Source organism: Streptomyces albiflavescens (assembly GCF_014645835.1).
Lineage (GTDB): Bacteria > Actinomycetota > Actinomycetes > Streptomycetales > Streptomycetaceae > Streptomyces > Streptomyces albiflavescens.
In genome coordinates, this window is sequence record NZ_BMMM01000007.1 from 302,251 (window position 1) to 324,633 (window position 22,383).

The 22,383-nt window shown below is 69.7% G+C and carries 17 protein-coding genes and 1 tRNA gene; 12 read left to right on the forward strand and 6 right to left on the reverse strand.

Features of this window, described 5'->3' with window-relative positions:
• Positions 1-93: 93 nt before the first annotated feature.
• A complete protein-coding gene (locus IEY95_RS21190) occupies positions 94-2,733 on the forward strand; it encodes an ATP-dependent RNA helicase (protein WP_189187643.1) in 2,640 nt (879 codons plus the stop codon).
• Here IEY95_RS21190 and pgfA read toward each other — a convergent pair.
• From pgfA to IEY95_RS21205, 3 genes are all read right to left on the reverse strand, one after another.
• Positions 2,723-3,715 (reverse strand): cell envelope lipid trafficking protein PgfA, encoded by a 993-nt coding sequence (gene pgfA, locus IEY95_RS21195; RefSeq protein ID WP_189187644.1) that lies wholly within the window; start codon positions 3,713-3,715, stop codon positions 2,723-2,725. The two genes, IEY95_RS21190 and pgfA, sit on opposite strands and share 11 nt — an antisense overlap.
• Before the next feature lie 50 nt (positions 3,716-3,765).
• The gene (locus tag IEY95_RS21200; RefSeq protein WP_189187645.1) at positions 3,766-3,900 is read right to left on the reverse strand and encodes an SPW_0924 family protein; all 135 of its coding nucleotides are present in this window, start codon (positions 3,898-3,900) and stop codon (positions 3,766-3,768) included.
• Positions 3,901-4,043: 143 nt separating this feature from the next.
• Positions 4,044-5,732: a lytic transglycosylase domain-containing protein gene (locus tag IEY95_RS21205; protein WP_189187646.1), complete on the reverse strand. Its 1,689-nt coding sequence runs from the start codon at positions 5,730-5,732 to the stop codon at positions 4,044-4,046.
• Positions 5,733-6,016: 284 nt separating this feature from the next.
• Between IEY95_RS21205 and IEY95_RS21210 the strand changes: the two genes are divergently transcribed.
• Positions 6,017-6,871 (forward strand): DUF4184 family protein, encoded by an 855-nt coding sequence (locus tag IEY95_RS21210; protein WP_189187647.1) that lies wholly within the window; start codon positions 6,017-6,019, stop codon positions 6,869-6,871.
• Here the strand turns inward: IEY95_RS21210 and IEY95_RS21215 are convergent.
• Both IEY95_RS21215 and polA read right to left on the reverse strand, forming a co-directional pair.
• Positions 6,792-7,775 carry a serine hydrolase gene (locus tag IEY95_RS21215; RefSeq protein WP_189187648.1) on the reverse strand — a complete coding sequence of 328 codons (984 nt, stop codon included), beginning with the start codon at positions 7,773-7,775 and terminating at the stop codon, positions 6,792-6,794. The two genes, IEY95_RS21210 and IEY95_RS21215, sit on opposite strands and share 80 nt — an antisense overlap.
• A 228-nt stretch (positions 7,776-8,003) precedes the next feature.
• Positions 8,004-10,730, reverse strand: a complete 2,727-nt coding sequence (gene polA, locus IEY95_RS21220) for a DNA polymerase I (RefSeq protein ID WP_189187649.1) — start codon at positions 10,728-10,730, stop codon at positions 8,004-8,006.
• A gap of 135 nt (positions 10,731-10,865) precedes the next feature.
• On the opposite strand from polA, the gene IEY95_RS21225 reads away from it, so the two are divergent.
• The 8 genes from IEY95_RS21225 to IEY95_RS21260 all read left to right on the forward strand — a co-directional run bounded on the left by IEY95_RS21225 (position 10,866) and on the right by IEY95_RS21260 (position 20,577).
• Positions 10,866-13,145 carry an FdhF/YdeP family oxidoreductase gene (locus IEY95_RS21225; protein ID WP_189187650.1) on the forward strand — a complete coding sequence of 760 codons (2,280 nt, stop codon included), beginning with the start codon at positions 10,866-10,868 and terminating at the stop codon, positions 13,143-13,145.
• 61 nt (positions 13,146-13,206) lie between these two features.
• Complete coding sequence (locus IEY95_RS21230) at positions 13,207-13,668, forward strand: PaaI family thioesterase (RefSeq protein WP_189187651.1); 462 nt, start codon at positions 13,207-13,209, stop codon at positions 13,666-13,668.
• Positions 13,669-13,869: 201 nt separating this feature from the next.
• Positions 13,870-14,544, forward strand: a complete 675-nt coding sequence (locus IEY95_RS21235; RefSeq protein ID WP_189187652.1) for a hypothetical protein — start codon at positions 13,870-13,872, stop codon at positions 14,542-14,544.
• A gap of 376 nt (positions 14,545-14,920) precedes the next feature.
• Complete coding sequence (locus tag IEY95_RS21240) at positions 14,921-16,141, forward strand: branched-chain amino acid ABC transporter substrate-binding protein (RefSeq protein WP_189187653.1); 1,221 nt, start codon at positions 14,921-14,923, stop codon at positions 16,139-16,141.
• Between the two features lie 110 nt (positions 16,142-16,251).
• Positions 16,252-17,184, forward strand: coding sequence for a branched-chain amino acid ABC transporter permease (locus IEY95_RS21245; RefSeq protein ID WP_189187654.1), 933 nt, complete (start codon positions 16,252-16,254; stop codon positions 17,182-17,184).
• A 5-nt stretch (positions 17,185-17,189) separates the two neighbouring features.
• Positions 17,190-18,959, forward strand: a complete 1,770-nt coding sequence (locus IEY95_RS21250) for a branched-chain amino acid ABC transporter permease (RefSeq protein WP_189187790.1) — start codon at positions 17,190-17,192, stop codon at positions 18,957-18,959.
• A 5-nt stretch (positions 18,960-18,964) separates the two neighbouring features.
• Entirely contained in the window at positions 18,965-19,864 is a 900-nt protein-coding gene (locus tag IEY95_RS21255; protein ID WP_189187655.1) for an ABC transporter ATP-binding protein, read from the forward strand.
• Positions 19,861-20,577 carry an ABC transporter ATP-binding protein gene (locus tag IEY95_RS21260; protein WP_189187656.1) on the forward strand — a complete coding sequence of 239 codons (717 nt, stop codon included), beginning with the start codon at positions 19,861-19,863 and terminating at the stop codon, positions 20,575-20,577. The genes IEY95_RS21255 and IEY95_RS21260 overlap by 4 nt, the downstream gene beginning before the upstream one ends.
• Positions 20,578-20,654: 77 nt before the next feature.
• Here IEY95_RS21260 and IEY95_RS21265 read toward each other — a convergent pair whose 3' ends face one another.
• Complete coding sequence (locus IEY95_RS21265) at positions 20,655-21,311, reverse strand: ANTAR domain-containing response regulator (RefSeq protein WP_189187657.1); 657 nt, start codon at positions 21,309-21,311, stop codon at positions 20,655-20,657.
• Positions 21,312-21,413: 102 nt separating this feature from the next.
• Between IEY95_RS21265 and IEY95_RS21270 the strand changes: the two genes are divergently transcribed.
• Both IEY95_RS21270 and IEY95_RS21275 read left to right on the forward strand, forming a co-directional pair.
• Positions 21,414-21,486, forward strand: a tRNA-Leu gene (locus IEY95_RS21270).
• Positions 21,487-21,592: 106 nt separating this feature from the next.
• Entirely contained in the window at positions 21,593-22,354 is a 762-nt protein-coding gene (locus tag IEY95_RS21275) for a helix-turn-helix domain-containing protein (protein WP_189187658.1), read from the forward strand.
• The last annotated feature ends 29 nt before the right edge of the window (positions 22,355-22,383 follow it).

Here is a 22,383-nt window from a genome sequence, read left to right on the forward strand (position 1 = left end):
TGTCGCGCCGGTGCGCGTGGCGGGCCGTACGCGCGCGGAGGGTATTTCGACGCGCGTACGGGACTGGTACGACGTTCGTACGAGACTGGGGGCGTGATCCGTTACGACGCCCTGGACCCGCTGCCCGTACGCGGCGCGCTGCCCGGCCTGAACGACGCCCTGGAGGCCTGCGGCAGCGCGGTGCTCGTGGCGCCGCCCGGCACCGGCAAGACAACCCTCGTGCCGCTGGCGCTCGCCGGTCTGCTGGAGGACGGGCGGCCGCTGCGCCGGGTCGTCGTCGCCGAGCCGCGACGGATCGCCGCCCGGGCCGCCGCGCGGCGGATGGCGTGGCTGCTCGGCGAGAAGGTCGGCGAGAGCATCGGCTACACCGTGCGCGGGGAGCGGGTGGTCGGTCCTCACGCACGCGTGGAGGTCGTCACGACCGGTGTCCTGCTGCAGCGGCTCCAGCGGGACCAGGAGCTGGCGGGCGTCGACGTCGTCGTGCTCGACGAGTGCCATGAGCGGCATCTGGACGCCGACACGGTGGCCGCCTTCCTGCTGGACGTACGGGCCGCTCTCCGCCCCGAGCTGCGGCTGGTGGCCGCGTCCGCGACGACGGATGCCGAGGGGTGGGCCCGGCTGCTGGGCGACGCGCCGGTGGTCGAGGCGCAGGGAGTCTCGCATCCGGTCGAGGTGGTGTGGGCACCGCCGGTACGCCCGGTACGGCCGCCGCACGGGATGCGGGTGGACCCGGCGCTGCTGACGCATGTGGCGTCGGCGGTGCGGCGGGCGCTGGCCGAGCGGGAGGGGGACGTGCTGTGCTTCCTGCCCGGCGTCGGGGAAATCGCCCGGGTCGCCGGGCAGCTGGGAGACCTCGGCGAGGTCGACGTGCTTCAGGTGCACGGGCGGGCGCCGGCCGCGGTGCAGGACGCGGTGCTGTCGCCGGGTGTACGGCGCCGGGTGGTCCTCGCGACCGCGGTGGCCGAGTCGTCCCTGACGGTTCCCGGGGTACGGGTCGTCGTCGACTCCGGGCTTGCGCGGGAGCCGCGGGTGGACCACGCGCGCGGGCTGAGCGCGCTGACGACCGTACGGGCCTCACAGGCGGCGGGGCGGCAGCGGGCGGGGCGCGCCGGGCGTGAGGCGCCGGGAGCGGTGTACCGGTGCTGGGCGGAGGCCGAGGACGCCCGTCTGGCCCGTTTCCCCGCGCCGGAGATCAAGGTGGCCGACCTGACGGCGTTCGCCCTCCAGGCGGCCTGCTGGGGCGACCCGGACGCGACGGGGCTCGCGCTCCTCGACCCGCCGCCGGGTGGGGCGATGGCGGCCGCGCGCTCGGTTCTGTCCGCCGTCGGTGCGGTGGATTCCGCGGGACGGGCCACGGAACGGGGTGCGCGCATGTCCCGGCTCGGGCTGCACCCGCGGCTGGCCCGGGCGCTGCTGGACGCGGCGCCCGAGGTCGGTGCGGCCCGGGCCGCCGACGTCGTCGCCCTGCTGAGCGAGGAGCCGCCACGGGAGTACGGGGACGACCTCGCCGCGGCTTGGCGTGCCGCCCGGCGCGGGGGCGACACCTATGCCGGTCGCTGGCGTGCGGAGGCCCGGCGCCTGCGGGCCGGCGCCTCCACCGGCACAGACTTCTCCCTGCCGCCCACCCATGACTCGCTTTCGGGAACCGTCGCCGTCGAACCCCATCCCGGCACCACAGCCACCCACGGCCCACAGACCAGCGACGCGCCCTCCACACCCGCCTCCACCGCGACCGGGGCGGGTGGACGGGCACGCTCCGGGGACGACCGCGTCGTGGGTCTCGTCGCCGCCCTCGCCTTCCCGGAGCGGGTCGCGCGCGCTCAGGGCGGCTCGTATCTGATGGCCTCCGGGACCCGGGCCGAGCTCGGGGACGGCTCGGGGCTGCGCGGAGCGCCCTGGCTCGCCGTCGCGGTGGCGGATCGGCCGGTGGGCGCCGGGCACGCGCGTGTGCGGCTCGGCGCCGTCATCGACGAGGAGACGGCGCGACGGGCCGCTGGGAGCCTGCATACCGAGGGGGACGAGGTCCACTGGGCCGGCGGAGACGTGGTCGCGCGGCGGGTCGAGCGGCTGGGGGCCGTGGAGTTGGCGGTGCGCCCGATGAAGGACGCCGACTCCGGGCTCGTACGAGAGGCTCTTCTGGAGGGGCTCCGGGAGGAGGGGCTCGGGCTGCTGCGGTGGACGCGGGACGCGGAGGTGCTGCGGCAGCGGCTCGCCTTTCTGTACCGGCACCTCGGTGCTCCTTGGCCCGACGTGCGCGACGACGCCCTGCACGCGCGCGTGGAGGAGTGGCTGGAGCCGGAGCTGGGGCGGGCGCGTCGGCGGGCCGACCTGGGGAGGATCGATGCCGGTCAGGGGCTGGGCCGGCTGCTTCCGTGGGCCACCGGCGAGGCCGCGCGGCTGGACGAGCTCGCGCCGGAGCGGGTGGAGGTGCCGAGTGGGTCCAGAATCCGGATCGACTACCGGGATCCTGAACGGCCCGTGCTGGCGGTGAAGCTGCAGGAGATGTTCGGGCTGGCCGAGACCCCCCGCGTCGCCGGTGTGCCGGTACTCGTGCATCTGCTCTCCCCCGCGGGACGGCCCGCCGCCGTCACCGCCGACCTCGCCTCGTTCTGGGGAGACGGCTACAGGGCCGTGCGGGCCGAACTGCGCGGGCGCTATCCCAAGCACCCGTGGCCCGAGGACCCGGCCACCGCCGAGCCCACCCGGCACACCAACGCACGGCTCAGGCGTTGACCGGCTCGGGTTCCGCGACCTCCGTCGGCGCCGGATCGCCCGGGCGGCGGCTGCGGGCCTCCAGGCACAACGACAGCGACAACAGTGCGACGCCCAGGAACAGGAAGCCCCAGGGGAGGTAGGAGGTCATCAGGAGGACCAGAGTGCGGTTCGACTTGACCAGGTCGACCGTGTACTTGATGTAGTCCTCGCGCATCTTCACGTGCCCGGAGAAGGCGGTCACCTTGTCCCGGCCGCCCAGCAGGGTGCCGCCGCGGAGTTCCTCCTTGTGAATCTCCTCGCCGTAGACGGGCGCCCCCGTGACCGGCTCCACCCAGAACTTGCGGACCGTCGTGTACCAGATGCTCGTCCCCGTCTTGGCGAGCGACTCCTGGGTGATGCCCTTGACGGGCATGGCCTTGGGGAAGTGGACCTTGGTCCAGGGAATGGTCTGCTCGAAGTAGTAGACCTTGACTCCCCGGAAGTGCTGGGTGCCCTTGTAGTGGATGGGGTTGGTGGTGCGGGCCATCATGTCGAAGTACTCGTAGTCCCGCTTCTCCGTCATGAAGGGCCATTTGAACTCGATGCCCTCGCGTGTGACGGGGTCGCCGTCGACCATCTCGCCGGTGGCGTGGACGGGTTCTTGGCTGTGCGCGTCGAAGATGTAGCGCTCGGGGATCTTGGAGACCATCTTGCCGTCGGGGCCCTGGATATAGGAGAGGGAGTCCCAGACGACGACGTCACGGCCCGCGGTCTTCTCGATCTTCTCGGAGGCCTCGACGTTGCCCTTGAGGGTCTGTACGACGGTGACCTTGGGAACCTTCCTGGCCTTCATCGTGCCGTAGTCGATGAGGGTCGCGTCCTTCGCCTCCAGGACCATGTCCTGGTACTGGTTGGCGGGAATCTTCGCCAGGCGCGGGAAGGCGTACCAGCGCAGCAGTGGGGACAGCGCCGTGAAGAACACGGCGAAGGCGAGCAGGATCAGGCTTGCCTTGCGGCGCATCTCGGCGTCCCTCCCTGGGAGTTACGGGTGTACGGGTGCGGGGGCACGGTCTACGGGTGTTTGGGCACAGTGGTCAGCAGCGGCTTCGGTGACGTCTTTCCTGCCGGTGAGCCCATGGCCGTGATGGTCAGCACCAGGGCGAACGCCACGGCGAGTCCGATCGCGGCGGCGATGAGGGCACGCATGCGGCCTCCCGAGGGCCAGGAGCTGATAGGTCGTCAGGTCCGGCACCGTAGCAACGGCGGGGCGAGATGAGAACACGTTGCGCACACAGACGAGGGCGCCCCTCCGCCGGGAAGCGGAGGAGCGCCCTGGACGCGCGTATGAACTACGAGGTGGCCGCAGCCACCTTCAGCTCCACGGTCAGCGTCGCGCCGCCCGTGGTGTTGATGCGGAGCAGGAACGTGCCGGTGGTGTCGTCCGCGTACAGCTTCGGGAGCTTGAGCACACCGTCGGCGTCCGTGGTGAGGTCCGTGAGGGTGCGTACGGTCTTGCCGTCCGCGTCCTTGAAGTACGGGCCCTTGTCGTTCTCGGTCGCGTCGTCCGCCGACTTGATGAGCGTCGCGGTGGCAGCGACCTTGTCCGCTGCGGCGCCCTTGTAGGTGGCCTTCACCTCGACCTGGTCGGCGAACTCGCCGCCCGGCACGCAGGTCAGCGCGGTGTCGCTGGTGCGGGTGAGGGTGTCGGCCTGGCGCGGGGTGACGGTCGCCGTGTAGTCGAGGCCGGCCATGACGCGGCCGACGACGGTGGCGCGCACCGTGAAGTCGCCGGTCTTCTCGCCCGCGACGAGCGCGGGCGCGGTGGCCGTCCCCGCGCTGTTGGTGACGACCGTGGCGACGCTCTCGCCCCCGGTGAAGGTGGCGTCCGTGTCGTCGCCGACGATCGTGAACCGCACCCGGACCTTCGCCACCGCCTTGCCGGCCTCGGTCTCGGTCCGTACGGCGACCTTCTCGGCGAACGTGTCGCCCGCCGTCGCCGTGAGCTTCCCGGTGCCCGCGTCCTCCAGGTGATCCACGGTCTCGGTGGGGGTGGGCGGCGTCGGACTCGGCGACGGCGTCGAGGGGGTGGACGGCGTGGACGGGTCCGGGCTGGGGCTCGTCGACCCGCCGTCGCCCGGCTTGGGAGTGCTCGGCCTCGGGCTCGGCGTGGAGGGCGCGGTCGGCGTCGGACTGGGGCTCGCCCCGGCGTTGTCGTCGCTGTTGTGCGAGGGCAGCGTGCCCGTGCCGTCCGGCACCTCGTGGGTGCCCTTGCGGTAGTACTCCAGCCACGACAGGACTGTGTTCAGGTACGCCGTCGAGTTGTTGTAGCTGAGTATCGAGGCGTTCATCTGCGACTGGACCGACATGTCGTGGTCGAACCGGCAGAGGTAGTGGCCGGCCGCCAGCGCGGCGTCGTAGATGTTGTTGGGGTCCTTCTTGCCGTCGCCGTTGCCGTCGCGGCCCGCCCACTCCCAGGTCGAGGGGATGAACTGCATCGGCCCCACCGCGCGGTCGTGCGTCGAGTCGCCGTCGTACGCGCCGTTGTCGGTGTCGCTGATGTTCGCGAAGCCGTTGCCGTTGAGGACCGGGCCGAGGATCGGCGAGTACGTCGTGCCGCTCGCGTCGACCCGGCCGCCGCGGGCCTGGCCCGACTCGACCTTGCCGATGGCGGCGAGGAGCTGCCAGGGCAGGTTGCAGCCCGGCTTGGACCCACGCAGGGACGCCTCGGCCTTCTTGTAGGCGTCGAGGACGGTCGCCGGAATGCCCGCCTCGGCGTCACCCGTGGAAACGGGTGTTCCTGTGGTCGGCGACGGGTTCGGGCTGTCGAGCGGCGGCAGGTCGGTGTAGTAGCGCGAGTTGCCGGTCGCGGTGTCGTCGCCGCTCGGGTCCGGTGTGGCTTCGGCGCCGGTCGTCTGTCTGCCGTGGTCGTCGGTGGTCACTCCCGGGGCCTGGGAGGCGGACAGGGCCGCGACCGCGGCCGCGGCCACGGCGGTGGTAGCCGCCCCCTTGCGCAGCCTCCTGCCGAATTGCGCCGCCATTGAGTGAACCCCTCCCGTGGACGACCGCTTCCGCGCTTCGCCGTGCATTTCCTGCTGGTGTTCGACCGTGCTCCCAAGCACGGCAACCCAGGTGACCCTACGACAACTTGCGTCGCGCGGGCACCTGTTCACGCCCGATATTCACCGGTTGGCCATGTGTGATGATGCGCGAAATGCCGCCTCCGAGTGGCCCACTCAGCTGTTTTCACACGTCCCTCATACTGGGCGTCAGTGATCGCTTGGGGCGGACCTGACCCGCCCGACATCAGCCGCAGGGGGACGACTTGCCCTTCACGCTCAGCCATGCCGCGGCCGTACTGCCCGCCGTGCGCGGTGACGGAAGCGGTCGTGGCCGGCTGGTTCCGGCCTTCCTCGTGGCCGGTTCGTTCGCTCCCGACATGACCTATTACGCGGCGAGTGTGCTGCCCGGGGCGATGGAGTTCGGCACCTTCACGCACTCGTTCACCGGCGTGTTCACCTTCGACGTGCTCGTCGCGTGGGCGCTCGTGGGCGCCTGGCTGGTGCTGCGCGAGCCCCTGGTGGCACTGCTGCCCCCGGCCCGGCAGGGGCGTCCGGCACGGCTGCTGCGCTGCGGGACGCCACGCCAACGCCCGCGTCCGTCGACGGCCTTGTGGTGGTACGGCTCCGCTGTGCTCGGCGCGCTGACGCATGTCGTGTGGGACGCGTTCACGCATCACGACCGGTGGGGAGTGCGACTGCTGCCCGTGCTGGGGCGGGACGTCGGGGGCACGCCGGTGTTCTTGTTCGCGCAGTACGGGAGTTCGGCGGTGGCGGCCGTCGTGATCGCGGTCTTCGTGGTTCTCGCGCTACGCCGGACGCCCTCCGGCGAACCCGTGGGGGTACCGGTGCTGTCCGCTTCCGACCGGTGGCTGGCGGCTGCCGTTCTCGGGTGCTGCGCGCTGGTGGGGGCGGTGCAGCGGGCTTCGCGCTGGTGGGCCTATCGGGGCTCCAGCGCGAAGCCCTGGGAGTTGATCCCGTCGCTGTGCTTCGGCGCGGGCGCGGGCCTGGTGCTCGGACTCGGGCTGTACGCCGTGGGCGTCAGGGTGTGGCGTCCGACTCCGGCTCGTCCCAGCCCGGCAGCGGCTCGTACGGAGCCGAGCCGTCCGGCTTCTCACTGATCGCGCTCTCCGGGGTGGGGCCCTGGAACCAGCCGCGCCCCGGGTTCAGGCCGCGGTGCACGGCCTGGGCGATGCGCTCGATGGTGCGGACCCCGTACGCCATCGTCGGGTTGTCGTGCGACAGGACGACGATGCGGTACGTGCGGTTGGGGCCCGTGAACGCGCCGACGCTGTGCACCCGCCAGCCGTGCGTCGCCCGGGGCAGCCAGCCGTTCTTCACCTGGGCCGTGAGGCCTTTCGGCATGCCGGAGGGCACGCCCCAGCGCTGGTCGGTCCGGACCTGGCTCATCAGCTTCAGACCGTAGGCGCGGGTCTTCAGGAACGAGCGGGCGTTGGTGAGCACGTCCAGCAGCCGCATCTGGTCGGCGGCCGTGGTGCGGGTCAGGCCCCAGTAGCCGTCCGGGCCGAGCAGGGTGCCGGACGTCCCGACGCGGGCGAGGAGGCGATCGAGGTAGGCGTGGCCGAGATCGGTCCACAGCCGCAGGGCGGACGTGTTGTCCGACATGGTGATCATGGGGCGGATGTGGGCCAGTTCCCAGTCGGTGAGTGCGCGGCCGAGTTCCTCCGCCCGTCGCAGAGTGCCCTCCATGATCACGACCTTGGCGATGCTCGCCGAGTCGTACTGCCGTTCACTCGCGAGGGCGCAGGTCAGGCCGGTGTCGTCATCCTGCACCGCCACCGAGACGGTGCCCTCGCGGGACGACAGCGCCGCCTGGATGTCACGGGACAGCCGGGCGGCGAGCTCGGGGTCGCGGGGGGAGCGGCAGGCCGCGGGCACCTGGGCGGTGCCGGCTTCCGCGGCGACCGCGGGTATCGGCGCGAGAAGCGCCGAGACGACAGCTGTGGCCCCGAGGACGACGACGGTGGCCACGGCCGTGCGGCGGTGGAGCGTGCGTATACCCATGCCCGCATCCTTACGGCCCCCCTGGGCGGGGGGCGTCTTTGCGGGGGCCACGCGGGTGACGGGTCCCCCACCCGGGTTGGGCGGGGTACAGCGGGCCTGCGCTCAGCCGGGCATTACGGTGGGACACGAAGACCTCCGGGCGGTGCAGTCCTAGACAGCTCCACCACACCGGAGGTCTTCGCCATGATCAAGCCCTGCGAGTGTTGACAGCGCTCGTGATCAATACGCCTAGTGCGCCGCCGACTCCCAGTCCGCGCCCGAGCCGATGGACACGTCCAGGGGAGCCCGGAGGTGGACGGCGGACGCCATTTCGTGGCGGAGGAGCTTCTCGGCCTTGGCGCGCTCGCCCGGGGCGATCTCCAGGACGATTTCGTCGTGGACCTGGAGGAGCATGCGGGACTTGAGGCCCGCCTCCCGCAGCGCACGGTCCACGTTCAGCATGGCGATCTTGACGATGTCCGCCGCCGTGCCCTGGATCGGGGCGTTGAGGGCCATGCGCTCGGCGGCCTCGCGGCGCTGCCGGTTGTCGCTGTTGAGGTCCGGCAGGTAGCGGCGGCGGCCGAAGAGCGTCGCCGTGTAGCCCGTCGCCCTCGCCTCGTCGACCACGCGGCGCAGATAGTCCCGTACGCCTCCGAAGCGCTCGAAGTACGTGTCCATCAGCGCCCGCGCCTCACCCGCGTCGATGTTCAGCTGCTGGGAGAGGCCGAAGGCCGACAGCCCGTACGCCAATCCGTACGACATCGCCTTGATCTTGCGCCGCATCTCCGCGTCGACCGCGGACCGCTCCACGGAGAACACCTGGGAGGCGACGGTGGTGTGCAGGTCCTCGCCGGAGGTGAACGCCTCCAACAGGCCCTCGTCCTCCGACAGATGGGCCATGACGCGCAGTTCGATCTGGCTGTAGTCCGCGGTCATGAGGGACTCGAAGCCCTCGCCGACCACGAAACCGCGGCGGATGGCGCGGCCCTCGTCCGTACGGACCGGGATGTTCTGCAGGTTCGGGTCCGTGGAGGAGAGACGGCCGGTCGCCGCCACCGTCTGATTGAACGTCGTGTGAATGCGGCCGTCCGCCGCGATCGTCTTGATCAGGCCCTCGACCGTGGAACGCAGCTTCGCCTGCTCGCGGTGGCGGAGCATGATCACCGGCAGTTCGTTCTCGGTCTGCGTCGCGAGCCACGCCAGCGCGTCCGCGTCCGTCGTGTAACCCGTCTTCGTCTTCTTCGTCTTCGGCAGGGCCAGCTCTCCGAAGAGGACTTCCTGGAGCTGCTTGGGCGAGCCCAGATTGAACTCGTGCCCGGCGGCCGCGTGCGCCTCCTTCACCGCCTGCTGCACGGCGCCCGCGAACATCTGCTCCATGGCCTCCAGGTGGGCCCGGTCCGCCGCGATGCCGTACCGCTCCATGCGGGCCAGCAGCGTGGACGTGGGCAGTTCCATGTCCCGCAGCAGGTCGGCCGCGCCGACCTCCGTCAGCTTCTCGTCGAACGCCTCGCCCAGGTCGAGGATCGTGCGCGCCTGGGCCATCAGCGCATCGGCCTCGGCCTGTTCGTCGGTGCCGAAGGCGAGCTGGCCGTCGGCCGCGGCGGCGGGCCCCAGCTCCCGGCCGAGGTACTCCAGGGACAGCGCGTCGAGCGCGAAGGTGCGACGCCCGGGCTTGACCAGATAGGCGGCGAGCGCGGTGTCCATGGACACGCCCTCGATGCTCCAGCCGTGCTCGGCGAAGACCCGCATCGCGCCCTTGGCGTTGTGCAGCACCTTGGGCTTCTCGGGGTCGGCGAGCCACTTCGCGAACGCGTTCTCGTCGGCCTCGTCCAGCTGCGACGGGTCGAACCACGCGGCCGCACCGTCGGCGGCGGCGAGCGCGACCTCGGCCACCGAGCCCGTGCCCAGCGCCCACGCGTCGACCGTGGCCAGGCCGAGGACCGCCGTGCCGTGCTCGGCGAGCCAGGGCTTCAGCTCGCCCGCGCCCAGCACCGTGCCGTCGAGCTCCACGCCCTCGGCGACAGGCTGCGTCCCCTCGGCCTCCTCGCCGCCCGGGTCGACGGCGAGGAGCCGCTCCCGCAGCGAGGGATTGCGGATCTCCAGGGTGTCCAGGACCATCGCGACGGCCTTGCGGTCGTATGCCGCGCGCTCCAGGTCGGCGACCGTCCTGGGCAGCTCCACGTCCTTCACCATCTCGGTGAGACGGCGGTTGAGCTGCACCGCCTCCAGGTGGTCGCGCAGATTCTGCCCGGCCTTGCCCTTGACCTCGTCGACGCGCTCGACCAGCTCCGCGAACGAGCCGAACTGGTTGATCCACTTCGCGGCCGTCTTCTCCCCGACCCCGGGGATGCCCGGCAGGTTGTCCGACGGGTCGCCGCGCAGCGCCGCGAAGTCGGGGTACTGCGCCGGCGTCAGACCGTACTTCTCGAACACCTTCTCCGGGGTGAACCGGGTCAGCTCCGAGACGCCCTTCGTCGGGTACAGCACCGTCGTGTGCTCGGAGACCAGCTGGAAGGAGTCGCGGTCGCCGGTGACGATCAGCACCTCGAAGCCCTCGGCCTCGGCCTGCGTGGCGAGCGTCGCGATGATGTCGTCGGCCTCGAAGCCGTCGACCGCGAACCGCTGGGCGTGCATCGCGTCGAGGAGCTCGCCGATCAGCTCGACCTGCCCCTTGAACTCGTCCGGGGTCTTCGACCTGTTCGCCTTGTACTCGGTGAACTCCTCGGAGCGCCAGGTCTTGCGGGAGACGTCGAACGCCACCGCGAAATGCGTGGGCGCCTCGTCACGCAATGTGTTCGCCAGCATCGACGCGAAACCATAGATGGCGTTCGTCGGCTGGCCGGTCGCGGTGGTGAAGTTCTCCGCGGGCAGCGCGAAGAACGCGCGGTATGCCAGCGAGTGCCCGTCCATGAGCATGAGGCGCGGGCGGCCGCTGCCAGGCTTCTTCTCGGTCTTGTTCGATGCTGTTTCTGCCACGCCCCCGATCCTGCCACGGCGCACTGACAGTGCGGACCGTCCGGGACCTGGCACCGTCGCTGTCGGCGCCGCGTGCGAGGATCGATGGCCTATGAGAAGCCGCACAGCGACGTGCGCACGCGAAGGGGTTCAGCGATGGCCAGCAAGCCGCCGAAAAGCGATCCGGTTCAGGACGCGCCGCAGGTCGCCGAGCCGAAGCACGCCGCGGCCGGGCTGCCCGCCATCGGGCACACCCTGCGCATCGCACAGCAGCAGATGGGTGTGCGCCGCACCGCGCTGACCCTGCTGCGTGTCAATCAGAAGGACGGCTTCGACTGCCCGGGCTGCGCCTGGCCCGAGCCGGAGCACCGGCACACGGCGGAGTTCTGCGAGAACGGCGCGAAGGCGGTCGCCGAGGAGGCCACCCTGCGCCGGGTCACCCCCGACTTCTTCGCCGCGCACCCGGTGACCGACCTCGCGACCCGCAGCGGCTACTGGCTGGGCCAGCAGGGCCGCCTCACGCACCCCATGTACCTCCCCGAGGGCGCCGACCACTACGAGCCGGTCACCTGGGAGCGCGCCTTCGACATCATCGCCGAGGACCTGAAGAGCCTCGGCTCCCCCGACGAGGCCCTCTTCTACACCTCCGGGCGCACGAGCAACGAGGCCGCCTTCCTCTACCAGCTGTTCGCCCGCGAGCTCGGCACGAACAACCTGCCGGACTGCTCGAACATGTGCCACGAGTCCTCGGGGTCCGCCCTCTCCGAGACCATCGGCATCGGCAAGGGCAGCGTCCTGCTCGACGACCTCCACAAGGCGGACCTGATCATCGTCGCCGGGCAGAACCCCGGCACGAACCACCCGCGCATGCTGTCGGCCCTGGAGAAGGCCAAGGCGAACGGCGCGAAGATCATCACGGTCAACCCGCTGCCCGAGGCCGGCCTCGGGCGCTTCAAGAACCCGCAGACCCCCCAGGGCATGCTCAAGGGCGCCGCCCTCACCGACCTGTTCCTGCAGATCCGCCTCGGTGGCGACCAGGCCCTCTTCCGCCTCCTGAACAAGCTCGTCCTCGACACCGAAGGCGCCGTCGACGAGGAGTTCATCGGCGAGCACACCCACGGGTACGAGGAGTTCGCGGCCGCCGCCCGCGCCGCCGACTGGGACGAGACCCTCACCGCGACCGGCCTCACCCGGGAGAAGATCGACGAGGCCCTCCGCATGGTCCTCGCCTCCGAGCGCACCATCGTGTGCTGGGCGATGGGCCTCACCCAGCACAAGCACGCCGTGCCGACGATCCGCGAGGTCGTCAACTTCCTGCTGCTGCGCGGCAACATCGGCCGCCCCGGCGCGGGCGTGTGCCCGGTGCGCGGCCACTCGAACGTGCAGGGCGACCGCACGATGGGCATCTTCGAGCGCCCCGCCCCCGCCTTCCTGGACGCCCTGGAGCAGGAATTCGGGTTCGCACCGCCCCGCGAGCACGGCTACGACGTCGTACGAGCCATCCGTGCCCTGCGCGACGGCGAGGCGAAGGTCTTCTTCGCGATGGGCGGCAACTTCGTCTCCGCATCGCCCGACACCGAGGTGACGGAGGCGGCCATGCGCCGCGCCCGCCTCACTGTGCACGTGTCGACGAAGCTGAACCGCTCGCACGCGATCACGGGCGCGCGCGCCCTGATCCTGCCGACCCTCGGCCGCACGGAGCGCGACCTCCAGGGCAGCGGCGAGCAGTTCGTGACCGTCGAGGACTCCATGGGCATGGTGCACGCCTCACGCGGCCGTCTGGAGCCCGCGAGCGGGCAGCTGCTGTCCGAGCCGGCCATCGTCTGCCGCCTCGCCCGCCGGGTCCTCGGCCACGAATCCCGTACTCCCTGGGAGGAGTTCGAGAAGGACTACGCGACCATCCGCGACCGCATCGCGCGTGTGATCCCCGGCTTCGAGGACTTCAACGCGCGCGTGGCGCACCCTGGGGGCTTCGCGCTCCCGCACGCCCCGCGCGACGAGCGCCGCTTCCCGACGGCCACCGGCAAGGCCAACTTCACGGCCGCGCCGGTCGAATACCCGAGGCTCCCCGAGGGGCGCCTGCTGCTGCAGACGCTGCGCTCGCACGACCAGTACAACACCACGATCTACGGCCTGGACGACCGTTACCGGGGCATCAGGAACGGCCGCCGGGTCGTGCTCGTCAACCCCGAGGACGCGCGCGAGCTGAAGCTCTCGGACGGCTCCTACGTCGACCTGGTCGGCGAGTGGAAGGACGGCGTCGAGCGGCGTGCGCCCGGCTTCCGCGTCGTGCACTACCCGACCGCTCGGGGCTGCGCGGCCGCCTACTACCCGGAGACCAACGTCCTGGTCCCGCTGGACGCGACCGCCGACACCAGCAACACCCCTGCCAGCAAGTCGGTCGTCATACGTCTGGAACAATCGGCAACCGACTGAGCGTTTGCTCAGTGAGAGTGATCCACGACGAAGTGATCCACGACGAACGGAGCCCGGCCCGATGGGCGAGCAGCACACCGTGAAGTTCCCACAAGAGGTCATCGACGAGTACGCCGCACTCGGCGTCGACCTGCCCGCGCTGTTCTCCGCGGGCCACCTCGGCTCCCGCATGGGCGTGCAGATCGTCGAGGCCTCCGCGGACCGCGTCGTGGGCACCATGCCGGTGGAGGGCAACACCCAGCCCTACGGCCTGCTGCACGGAGGCGCCTCCGCCGTCCTCGCCGAGACCATCGGCTCCGTCGGCGCCATGCTCCACGGCGGCAGCTCCAAGATCGCCGTGGGCGTCGACCTGAACTGCACGCACCACCGCGGAGTGCGCTCCGGCCTGGTCACCGGCGTGGCCACACCCGTACACCGCGGGCGCACCTCTGCGACGTACGAGATCGCCATCACGGACGAGAACGACAAGCGCGTCTGCAGCGCCCGACTGACCTGCGTCCTCAAGGACCTTCCCACCCGCTGACATCGCACGGCACCCGATCCCCGGTGCGCGGCGCGGGAGTTCGCCCGCCCCCGCAGCACCGGGGCACCGATGTCGCGGTGCCGCGGGGAGGGGGCGAGCAGGCCGCGGCATCTCGCATGGCGAGACGACCGCCGAGCCCCCGCCGCACCGCACCCCACGCCGGCCATTGGCGGAGCCCCGCACTCCGGCATAGCGTGAAGCATGACCGGCATCGGGCCCGTCGAGCCGTACCACCCCGATGAAGCCGACGGCCCTCACGAGGACACGCCAACCGACCAGCTGTGGTCCAACTCCTCACGTTTCGCCACCCGTTGGGCCGCGCTCCCCCGCTCCCGCCGCCGCCTCCTGGCCTTGATCGTCGCCGCGGCCGGCACCGGCGCCTTCTTCATCCTGCGCCCCGCGCCGGTCACCCAGGCCACCCCGAACCCCTACCCGTGGCCGGCCGGCGTCACGACCCTCCACTACAAGGGACGCGGCCCCACCCCCTCGTCCTTCCGGTTCGAGGTCGACGTCGCCCGGGGGAGCCCCGTCACCGTCCACCAAGTCGGCGCCGGACTGCCCGAGTTGGGCGCCACCACCACACCCGGGCTGCCACTGACAGTGAAGGCCGGCTCCCCCCGCACGATCACCGTACGCATCTCCGTATACAAGTGCGCCGCCCTGCCGCCCGCCCTCGACCTCCCCCACCTCGACCTGCTCCTCAGCAACAGGACCGCACAGCAGCAGCAGAGCTTTCTCTTCGGCGGCGCCTACCCGCACGACCTGTGGACCGACCTGCGCGCCGCCTGCTTCCCCAACCCCGCCTCCCCCGCGTCCACTTCGCCGACCGGCACACCCGCCTCACACGGCGGTAACAGTCGGTTACCTCTGCCGTAATGAAGCAATGCTCGCACCCCGCGACCCTCCGCGGCGCGTGCGACGCAATGCCCCAGCCCACAGCCACAACAGCCGAACCCGCTCTGCCCCATGAACCGGAACAGGGCGTTCTCACGATGCGAACACGTAGCGACATCCCCGAACTGCATCCCAAAATGCCCGAATTGCCTATTCTGTACCCGCCAGGACATCCCCCGCATAACAAGAGCGTCACAGCCTTCCTTAGGCTCCTGTGAGCTCCCCCTACCTGCGCTTATAGTCACGGCCAGTCACCGCGCCGCCGGGCGCGTCTACTGCACGGCCTGTACCACCCAGTACGGCCCGGCGAGACTCACGGCCCCCACCCTGGGGTGCCGCGCCAGGGAGAGGATTCAACGTGCGACAGCGTTCTTTGGTCATACTCACCTCCGTGCTCACCACGGGAGCACTCACGCTGACCGCCTGCGGCTCGCGCGACGACAGCGGGGACGGCAAGAGCAGCAAGAAGACCGAGATCATCATCGGCGTGGACGCGCCGCTGACCGGTCAGAACTCCGCCACGGGCCTTGGCATTCAGGGCGGCGTCCAGATCGCCGTCGACGACGCCAACAAGAACAACACCGTGCCCGGCGTGACCTTCAAGGTCCAGGCGCTCGACGACAAGGCGATCCCGGCCTCCGGCCAGCAGAACGCCACCCAGCTCGTCCAGAACGACAAGGTCCTCGGCGTCGTCGGCCCGCTGAACTCCGGTGTCGCCACCCAGATGCAGCAGGTCTTCGCCACCGCCAACCTGGTCGAGATCTCGCCGTCCAACACGGCGCCCGAGCTCACCCAGGGCAAGAACTGGCAGACGTCGAAGTCGCGTCCGTTCAAGACGTACTTCCGCACCGCCACCACCGACGCCCTCCAGGGTGGCTTCGCCGCCGACTACGCGTACAACACGCTGAAGAAGCGCAAGGTCTTCGTCGTCGACGACAAGCAGACCTACGGTGCCGGCCTCGCCAAGCTCTTCAAGGCCGGCTTCACCAAGTCGGGCGGCAAGGTCGCGGGCCAGGACCACGTCAACACCGGCGACACGGACTTCTCGGCCCTCGTCACCAAGATCAAGAACTCGAAGGCCGACCTCGTCTACTACGGCGGCCAGTACGACGAGTCCGAGAAGCTCACCAAGCAGCTCAAGGACGGCGGAGCCAAGATCCCGGTGTTCGGCGGTGACGGCATGTTCACCCCGACCTACATCGAGACCGCGGGCAAGACCTCCGAGGGTGACCTCGTCACCTCCGTCGGCCAGCCCGTCGACTCCCTGCCCTCCGCCGCCGAGTTCATCAAGAAGTACAAGGCCTCCGGCCTCAAGGGCGACTACGGCACCTACGGTGGCTACTCCTACGACGCCGCCACCGCCATCATCAAGGCCATCGGCAACGTCGTGAAGGACGGCAAGATCCCGGACGGCGCCCGCGCCAAGATCGTCGACGAGGTCCAGAAGACGAAGTTCGACGGCATCGCAGGACCCGTCTCCTTCGACGAGTACGGCGACACCACCAACAAGCAGCTCACCGTCTACCAGGTCGTCGACGGCAAGTGGAAGGCCGTCAAGAGCGGCACGTTCAACGGCTGATCCTTCCTGCCGCTAGCACTACCCCAGGGCCGCGCGGCCAGACCACCCGTCACCGCGCGGCCCGTTTCATACGCCCTGCTCAACTCTCCCCACCACATGGAGGCCATGCGGTGAACACCCTGCCGCAGCAGCTGGCCAACGGGCTGTTCCTCGGCTCGATGTACGGGCTGATCGCCATCGGCTACACGATGGTGTACGGCATCGTCCAGCTCATCAACTTCGCCCACGGCGAGATCTTCATGACCGGCGGCTTCGGCGCACTCACGGTCTACCTTTACGTTCTGCCAAACGGCACATCCATGTGGATAGCCCTCCCGGCGATGCTCATAGGCGGCGGACTCGTCTCCGTCCTCATCGCCGTCGGGGCCGAACGCTTCGCCTACCGACCACTGCGCGGAGCACCACGCCTCGCCCCCCTCATCACCGCGATCGGCCTCTCCCTCGCTCTCCAGCAGGCCGTCTTCAACTGGTACCCGGACGCCAAGACCGACCTCAAGTTCCCGCAACTCCCCTTCGGTCCCTGGCACATCGGCTCCATCAGCGTCCAGAGCGGCTCCGTCTTCGTCATCATCGCCGCCCCCATCTGCATGGCGGCCCTCGCCTTCTTCGTCCGCCTCTCCCGCACCGGCCGCGCCATGCAGGCCACCGCGCAGGACCCGGACACCGCCCAGCTCATGGGTATCGACACCAACCGCATCATCGTCATCGCCTTCGCCATCGGCGGCTTCTTCGCCGCCGTCGCGGCCATCGCCTACGGACTGCGCTACGGCACGGTCAAGTACGACATGGGCTTCCAGATGGGCCTCAAGGCCTTCACCGCGGCCGTCCTCGGCGGCATCGGCAACATCTACGGAGCCATGATCGGCGGCCTCGTCCTCGGCCTCGCCGAAACCATGGCCACCAGCTACATCGACGGCATCCCCGGGATGCAGCAGCTCGGCGGCGGCGGCTGGTCCTCCGTCTGGGCCTTCGTACTCCTCATCCTCGTACTGCTGTTCAGGCCACAAGGCCTCGTCGGCGAACGCGTCGCGGACAGGGCGTGAGCACCATGGCAACCACCGAGACCACCACCTCCGTGCGCGGCCTGATCGCACTGCCGCAGGCCGCCGCCCGCGCCCTCATCGCCCTCGGCGCCGTCGCCACCATCGCCAGCACGTTCATGTCCTGGACGTACACGGCGGACTTCCCCGGCGACCTCACGTACTACGGCTCCCCCGCCGGTCTCCAGGTCCTCGACCTCGTCGCCGGCGCCCTCACCCTCCTCTTCGCCCTCACCACCTGGAACGTCCGCGGCCTCGGCTGGCTCAACCCGGCGGGCGCCACCCAGCCCGTCGTCCTCGCCGCCACCTCCGCGGTCGCCGTCAGCTGGTTCAGCGCCATCGCCATCGCCGTCGACCTCAAGGGCCTCGTCGCCCTCGACCCCGGCGCCTACATCGCCGCCGTCGGCTCGCTGATCGGCCTCCTCGGCGCCCTCGCACTCCCCAAGCCCGGTGACACCTTCAAGGACTACGTCACCAAGCCCGAGAACATCCCCCCGGCCGCCAAGCTGCCCGGCTGGGGCGAGCGCCTCGTCATCACCGCCGCCACCGCCGTGGCCCTGATCGTCTTCACCTACGGCATCGGCGTCGACCCCGACGCAAGCGAAACGTTCCTGGGCTACCTGCTCCTGGTCATCTTCGGCGCCTGGGCCCTGCTCACCGCCGGACTTTTCGACCGCTTCGCCGAACTCAACGCCCGCCACAAGGGATTCGCCACCTCCATGGCGTTCCTCGCCGCGGCGATCTTCCCCTTCGTCGAGAACAACGAGCACAACGCCAACCTCGGCGTGAACATCCTCGTCGTCGCCACCGTCGCCCTCGGCCTCAACATCGTCGTCGGCCTCACCGGACTCCTCGACCTCGGATACGTCGCCTTCCTCGGTGTCGGCGCCTACGCCGCGGCCCTCGTCTCCGGCTCCGAGTTCTCCCGCTTCTCCGGCGTCCAGTTCCCCTTCTGGGCCGCCATGCTCACCGGCATGGCAGCGTCGCTCGTCTTCGGCGTCCTCATCGGCGCCCCCACCCTGCGACTGCGCGGCGACTACCTCGCCATCGTGACCCTGGGCTTCGGAGAGATCTTCCGCATCTCCGTCAACAACATGGACGGATCCAGCGGACCGAACCTCACCAACGGCCCCAACGGCATCTCCATGATCCCGGACCTCAAGATCTTCGGGTTCAACTTCGGAAGCTCGCACGACGTCGGCGGAATGACCCTCGGCCGATTCGCGAACTACTTCCTGCTGATGCTCCTCATCACCGCGCTCGTCGTCCTCGTCTTCAACCGCGCCGCCGACTCCCGCATCGGCCGCTCCTGGATCGCCATCCGCGAAGACGAGACCGCCGCCACCGCCATGGGCATCAACGGCTTCCGCGTCAAGCTCATCGCGTTCGCGCTCGGTGCGTCGCTGGCAGGCCTCGCCGGTACGGTCAGCGCCCACGTCGGCTACAGCGTCAACCCGGCCCCGTACCAGTTCGCCGGCTCCGTGCCCCCGAACTCCGCCTTCCTGCTCGCCGCGGTCGTCCTCGGCGGCATGGGCACCGTCAACGGCCCCATCCTCGGCGCCACGCTGCTCTACCTCCTCCCCGAGAAGCTCAGCTTCCTCAAGGAGTACCAGCTGCTGGCATTCGGCGTCGCGCTCGTGATCCTCATGCGCTTCCGCCCCGAAGGCATCATCGCCAACCGCCGCCGCCAGCTCGAATTCCACGAAACCGGCCAACTCGACATCCCCGAACAAGGCCTGCCCGACACCACCGTCGGCGTCACCAAGGCAGGGGCGTGACCCACATGACCACCACCACGGCCCCCACCCCCGTCCTCGAAGCCAGCGGCGTCACCATGCGCTTCGGCGGCCTCACCGCCGTACGCAGCGTCGACCTCACCGTCAACAGCGGCGAGATCGTCGGCCTCATCGGCCCCAACGGCGCCGGCAAGACAACCTTCTTCAACTGTCTGACCGGCCTGTACGTGCCGACCGAGGGCAAGGTCTCCTACAAGGGCACGGTGCTCCCCCCGAAGCCCCACCTGGTCACCAGCGCAGGCATCGCGCGTACGTTCCAGAACATCCGGCTCTTCGCCAACATGACCGTCCTGGAAAACGTGCTCGTCGGCCGCCACACGCGGACCAAGGAAGGCCTCTGGTCGGCCCTCCTGCGCGGCCCCGGCTTCCGCAAGGCAGAAGCAGCGTCCCGCGAACGCGCCATGGAACTGCTGGAGTTCATCGGCCTCGACCACAAGGCCGACCACCTCTCCCGCAACCTCCCCTACGGCGAACAGCGCAAACTGGAGATCGCCCGCGCGATGGCGAGCGAGCCGGGCCTCCTGCTCCTCGACGAGCCCACCGCAGGCATGAACCCCCAGGAAACGCGAGCGACGGAAGACCTCGTCTTCGCCATCCGCGACAGGGGCATCGCCGTCCTCGTCATCGAGCACGACATGCGCTTCATCTTCAACCTGAGCGACCGCGTCGCCTGCCTCGTCCAGGGCGAAAAGCTCGTCGAAGGCACCTCGGAAGTCGTCCAGGGCGACGAACGCGTCATCGCCGCCTACCTCGGTGAACCGTTCGAAGGCGCCCCCGGCGACGAAGAACTCGCCGAAGTCGAAGCCGCGGAAGCCTCCGGCACCGCCGAGGCCTCGGACGCCTCCGACGCGCAGAGCACCACCAGCAAGGAAGGAACCGCCCAGTGACCGCACTGCTGGAGGTCGAAGACCTCAAGGTCGCCTACGGCAAGATCGAAGCCGTCAAGGGCATCTCCTTCACCGTCGAAGCCGGCGAGATCGTCACCCTCATCGGCACCAACGGCGCCGGCAAGACGACCACCCTGCGCACCCTCTCCGGGCTCCTCAAGCCCAGCGCCGGCCGCATCCTCTTCGACGGCAAACCCCTCTCCGGGGTCCCCGCCCACAAGATCGTCGCCCTCGGCCTCGCCCACTCCCCCGAGGGACGCCACATCTTCCCCCGGCTGACGATCGCCGAAAACCTCCAACTCGGCGCGTTCCTGCGCTCCGACAAGGCCGGCATCGAGAAGGACATCCAGCGGGCCTACGACCTGTTCCCCATCCTCGGGGAACGCCGTAAGCAGGCCGCCGGAACCCTCTCCGGCGGTGAACAGCAGATGCTCGCGATGGGCCGGGCGCTGATGTCCCAGCCCAAGCTGCTCATGCTCGACGAACCCTCCATGGGCCTCTCGCCGATCATGATGCAGAAGATCATGGCCACCATCGCCGAACTCAAGGCCTCCGGCACGACCATCCTCCTCGTCGAGCAGAACGCCCAGGCGGCGCTCTCCCTCGCCGACCAAGGACACGTCATGGAGGTCGGCAACATCGTGCTCTCCGGCACGGGGCAGGACCTGCTGCACGACGAATCCGTGCGGAAGGCGTACCTCGGCGAGGACTGAGTTCGCTCCGGGTGTACGAAGAGGCCCGCGCCCTTGTCAGGGGGGCGCGGGCCTCTCGCTGTACCGCAGCTCCGGGACTAACCCTTCGCGGACTTCTTCTCCTCGGCGTCCTCGATGACCGCCTCGGCGACCTGCTGCATGGACATACGGCGGTCCATGGAGGTCTTCTGAATCCACCGGAACGCGGCCGGCTCGGTCAGCCCGTACTGGGTCTGCAGCACCGACTTCGCACGGTCGACGAGCTTCCGCGTCTCCAGCCGCTGCGTGAGATCCGCGATCTCCTTCTCCAGCGCCTTCAGCTCCGTGAAACGCGAGACGGCCATCTCGATCGCCGGCACGACGTCACTCTTGCTGAACGGCTTCACCAGGTACGCCATCGCGCCGGCGTCGCGCGCACGCTCCACGAGGTCGCGCTGCGAGAAGGCGGTGAGCATGAGGACGGGGGCGATGGACTCCTCGGCGATCTTCTCCGCCGCGGAGATCCCGTCCAGCTTGGGCATCTTCACGTCGAGAATCACGAGGTCCGGGCGGTGCTCGCGAGCCAGCTCGATGGCCTGCTCGCCGTCCCCCGCCTCCCCTACGACGGAGTAGCCCTCTTCCTCCAGCATCTCTTTGAGGTCGAGACGGATCAGCGCCTCGTCCTCAGCGATGACGACGCGGGTCGTCAGCGGAGGCACGTGCGACTTGTCGTCGTCGGGCGCGTCTACGGGCTGGGGCGACTCGGGGGCGGTCACGGGGGCTCCTCGTTCAGGGCGCGGGGTACTGCTCCCAAGAGACTACCCAGCTGCGGTATGGTGGTGGCACGGCGGGTGACCGCTGACCTTCGTTTCGAAGGGGCCCCGGTAGCCCAGCGGTAGAGGCCATGGATTCAAAACCCATACAGCGTCGGTTCGAATCCGACTCGGGGCACTTTTCCTTGGATTTCAAGGTCGCCACAAAAAAGCGGATGTTCCCATTCTCGTGAACATCCGCTTTTTGCTACGTGTCGTAACGATCAGTCGCACAGGGTGTCCACATGTACGACGTGGGCACACGTAAGCGGGCTTTGGCGTTGGTGGCTCAAGGGCGCAGCCTGAACTCGGTGAGCAAGGAGACGGGCGTCTCTCGGGCCGCCATCCGCTCCTGGCAGAGCCGCATCGAACCTCGCAGACGCTCCGGCAGCCCCTGCCCCAGGTGCCAGGACGTACCGGCCCCGCCTGCGAACCAGGCGGCGTACGCCTACCTGTTGGGGCTCTACCTGGGCGACGGGTGTATCAACGCCCATCGGAGAGGCGTCTACTTCATCCGCATCGTGTTGGACAACGCCTGGCCCGGCATCATCGACGCATGCGAAGCCGCCATGCGATCCGTCCGCCCGGACAACAGCGTATGCCGCGTCAAGAAGCAGGGCTGCGTCGCAGTCACCGGCTCCAGCAAACACTGGCCCTGCCTCATCCCTCAGCATGGGCCCGGCATGAAGCACAACCGCAAGATCGCCCTCGAACCCTGGCAACAGGCCATCGTCGACACCCACCCCTGGGAGTTCATCCGAGGGCTCATCCACTCCGACGGCTGCCGCGTCACCAACTGGACCGAGAAGGTCATCGACGGCGAGCGCAAGCGCTACGAGTACCCGCGGTACTTCTTCACGAATCTCTCCGCGGACATCAGGCAGCTCTACACCGACACCCTCGGCAAGGTCGGTGTCGACTGGAAGCAACCTAACGCGCGCAACATCTCGGTCGCCCGGCGCGCCTCCGTCGCCCTCATGGACACCCACGTGGGCCCCAAGTACTGACCCCGCAATATGACCCGTCACTGTCTGCG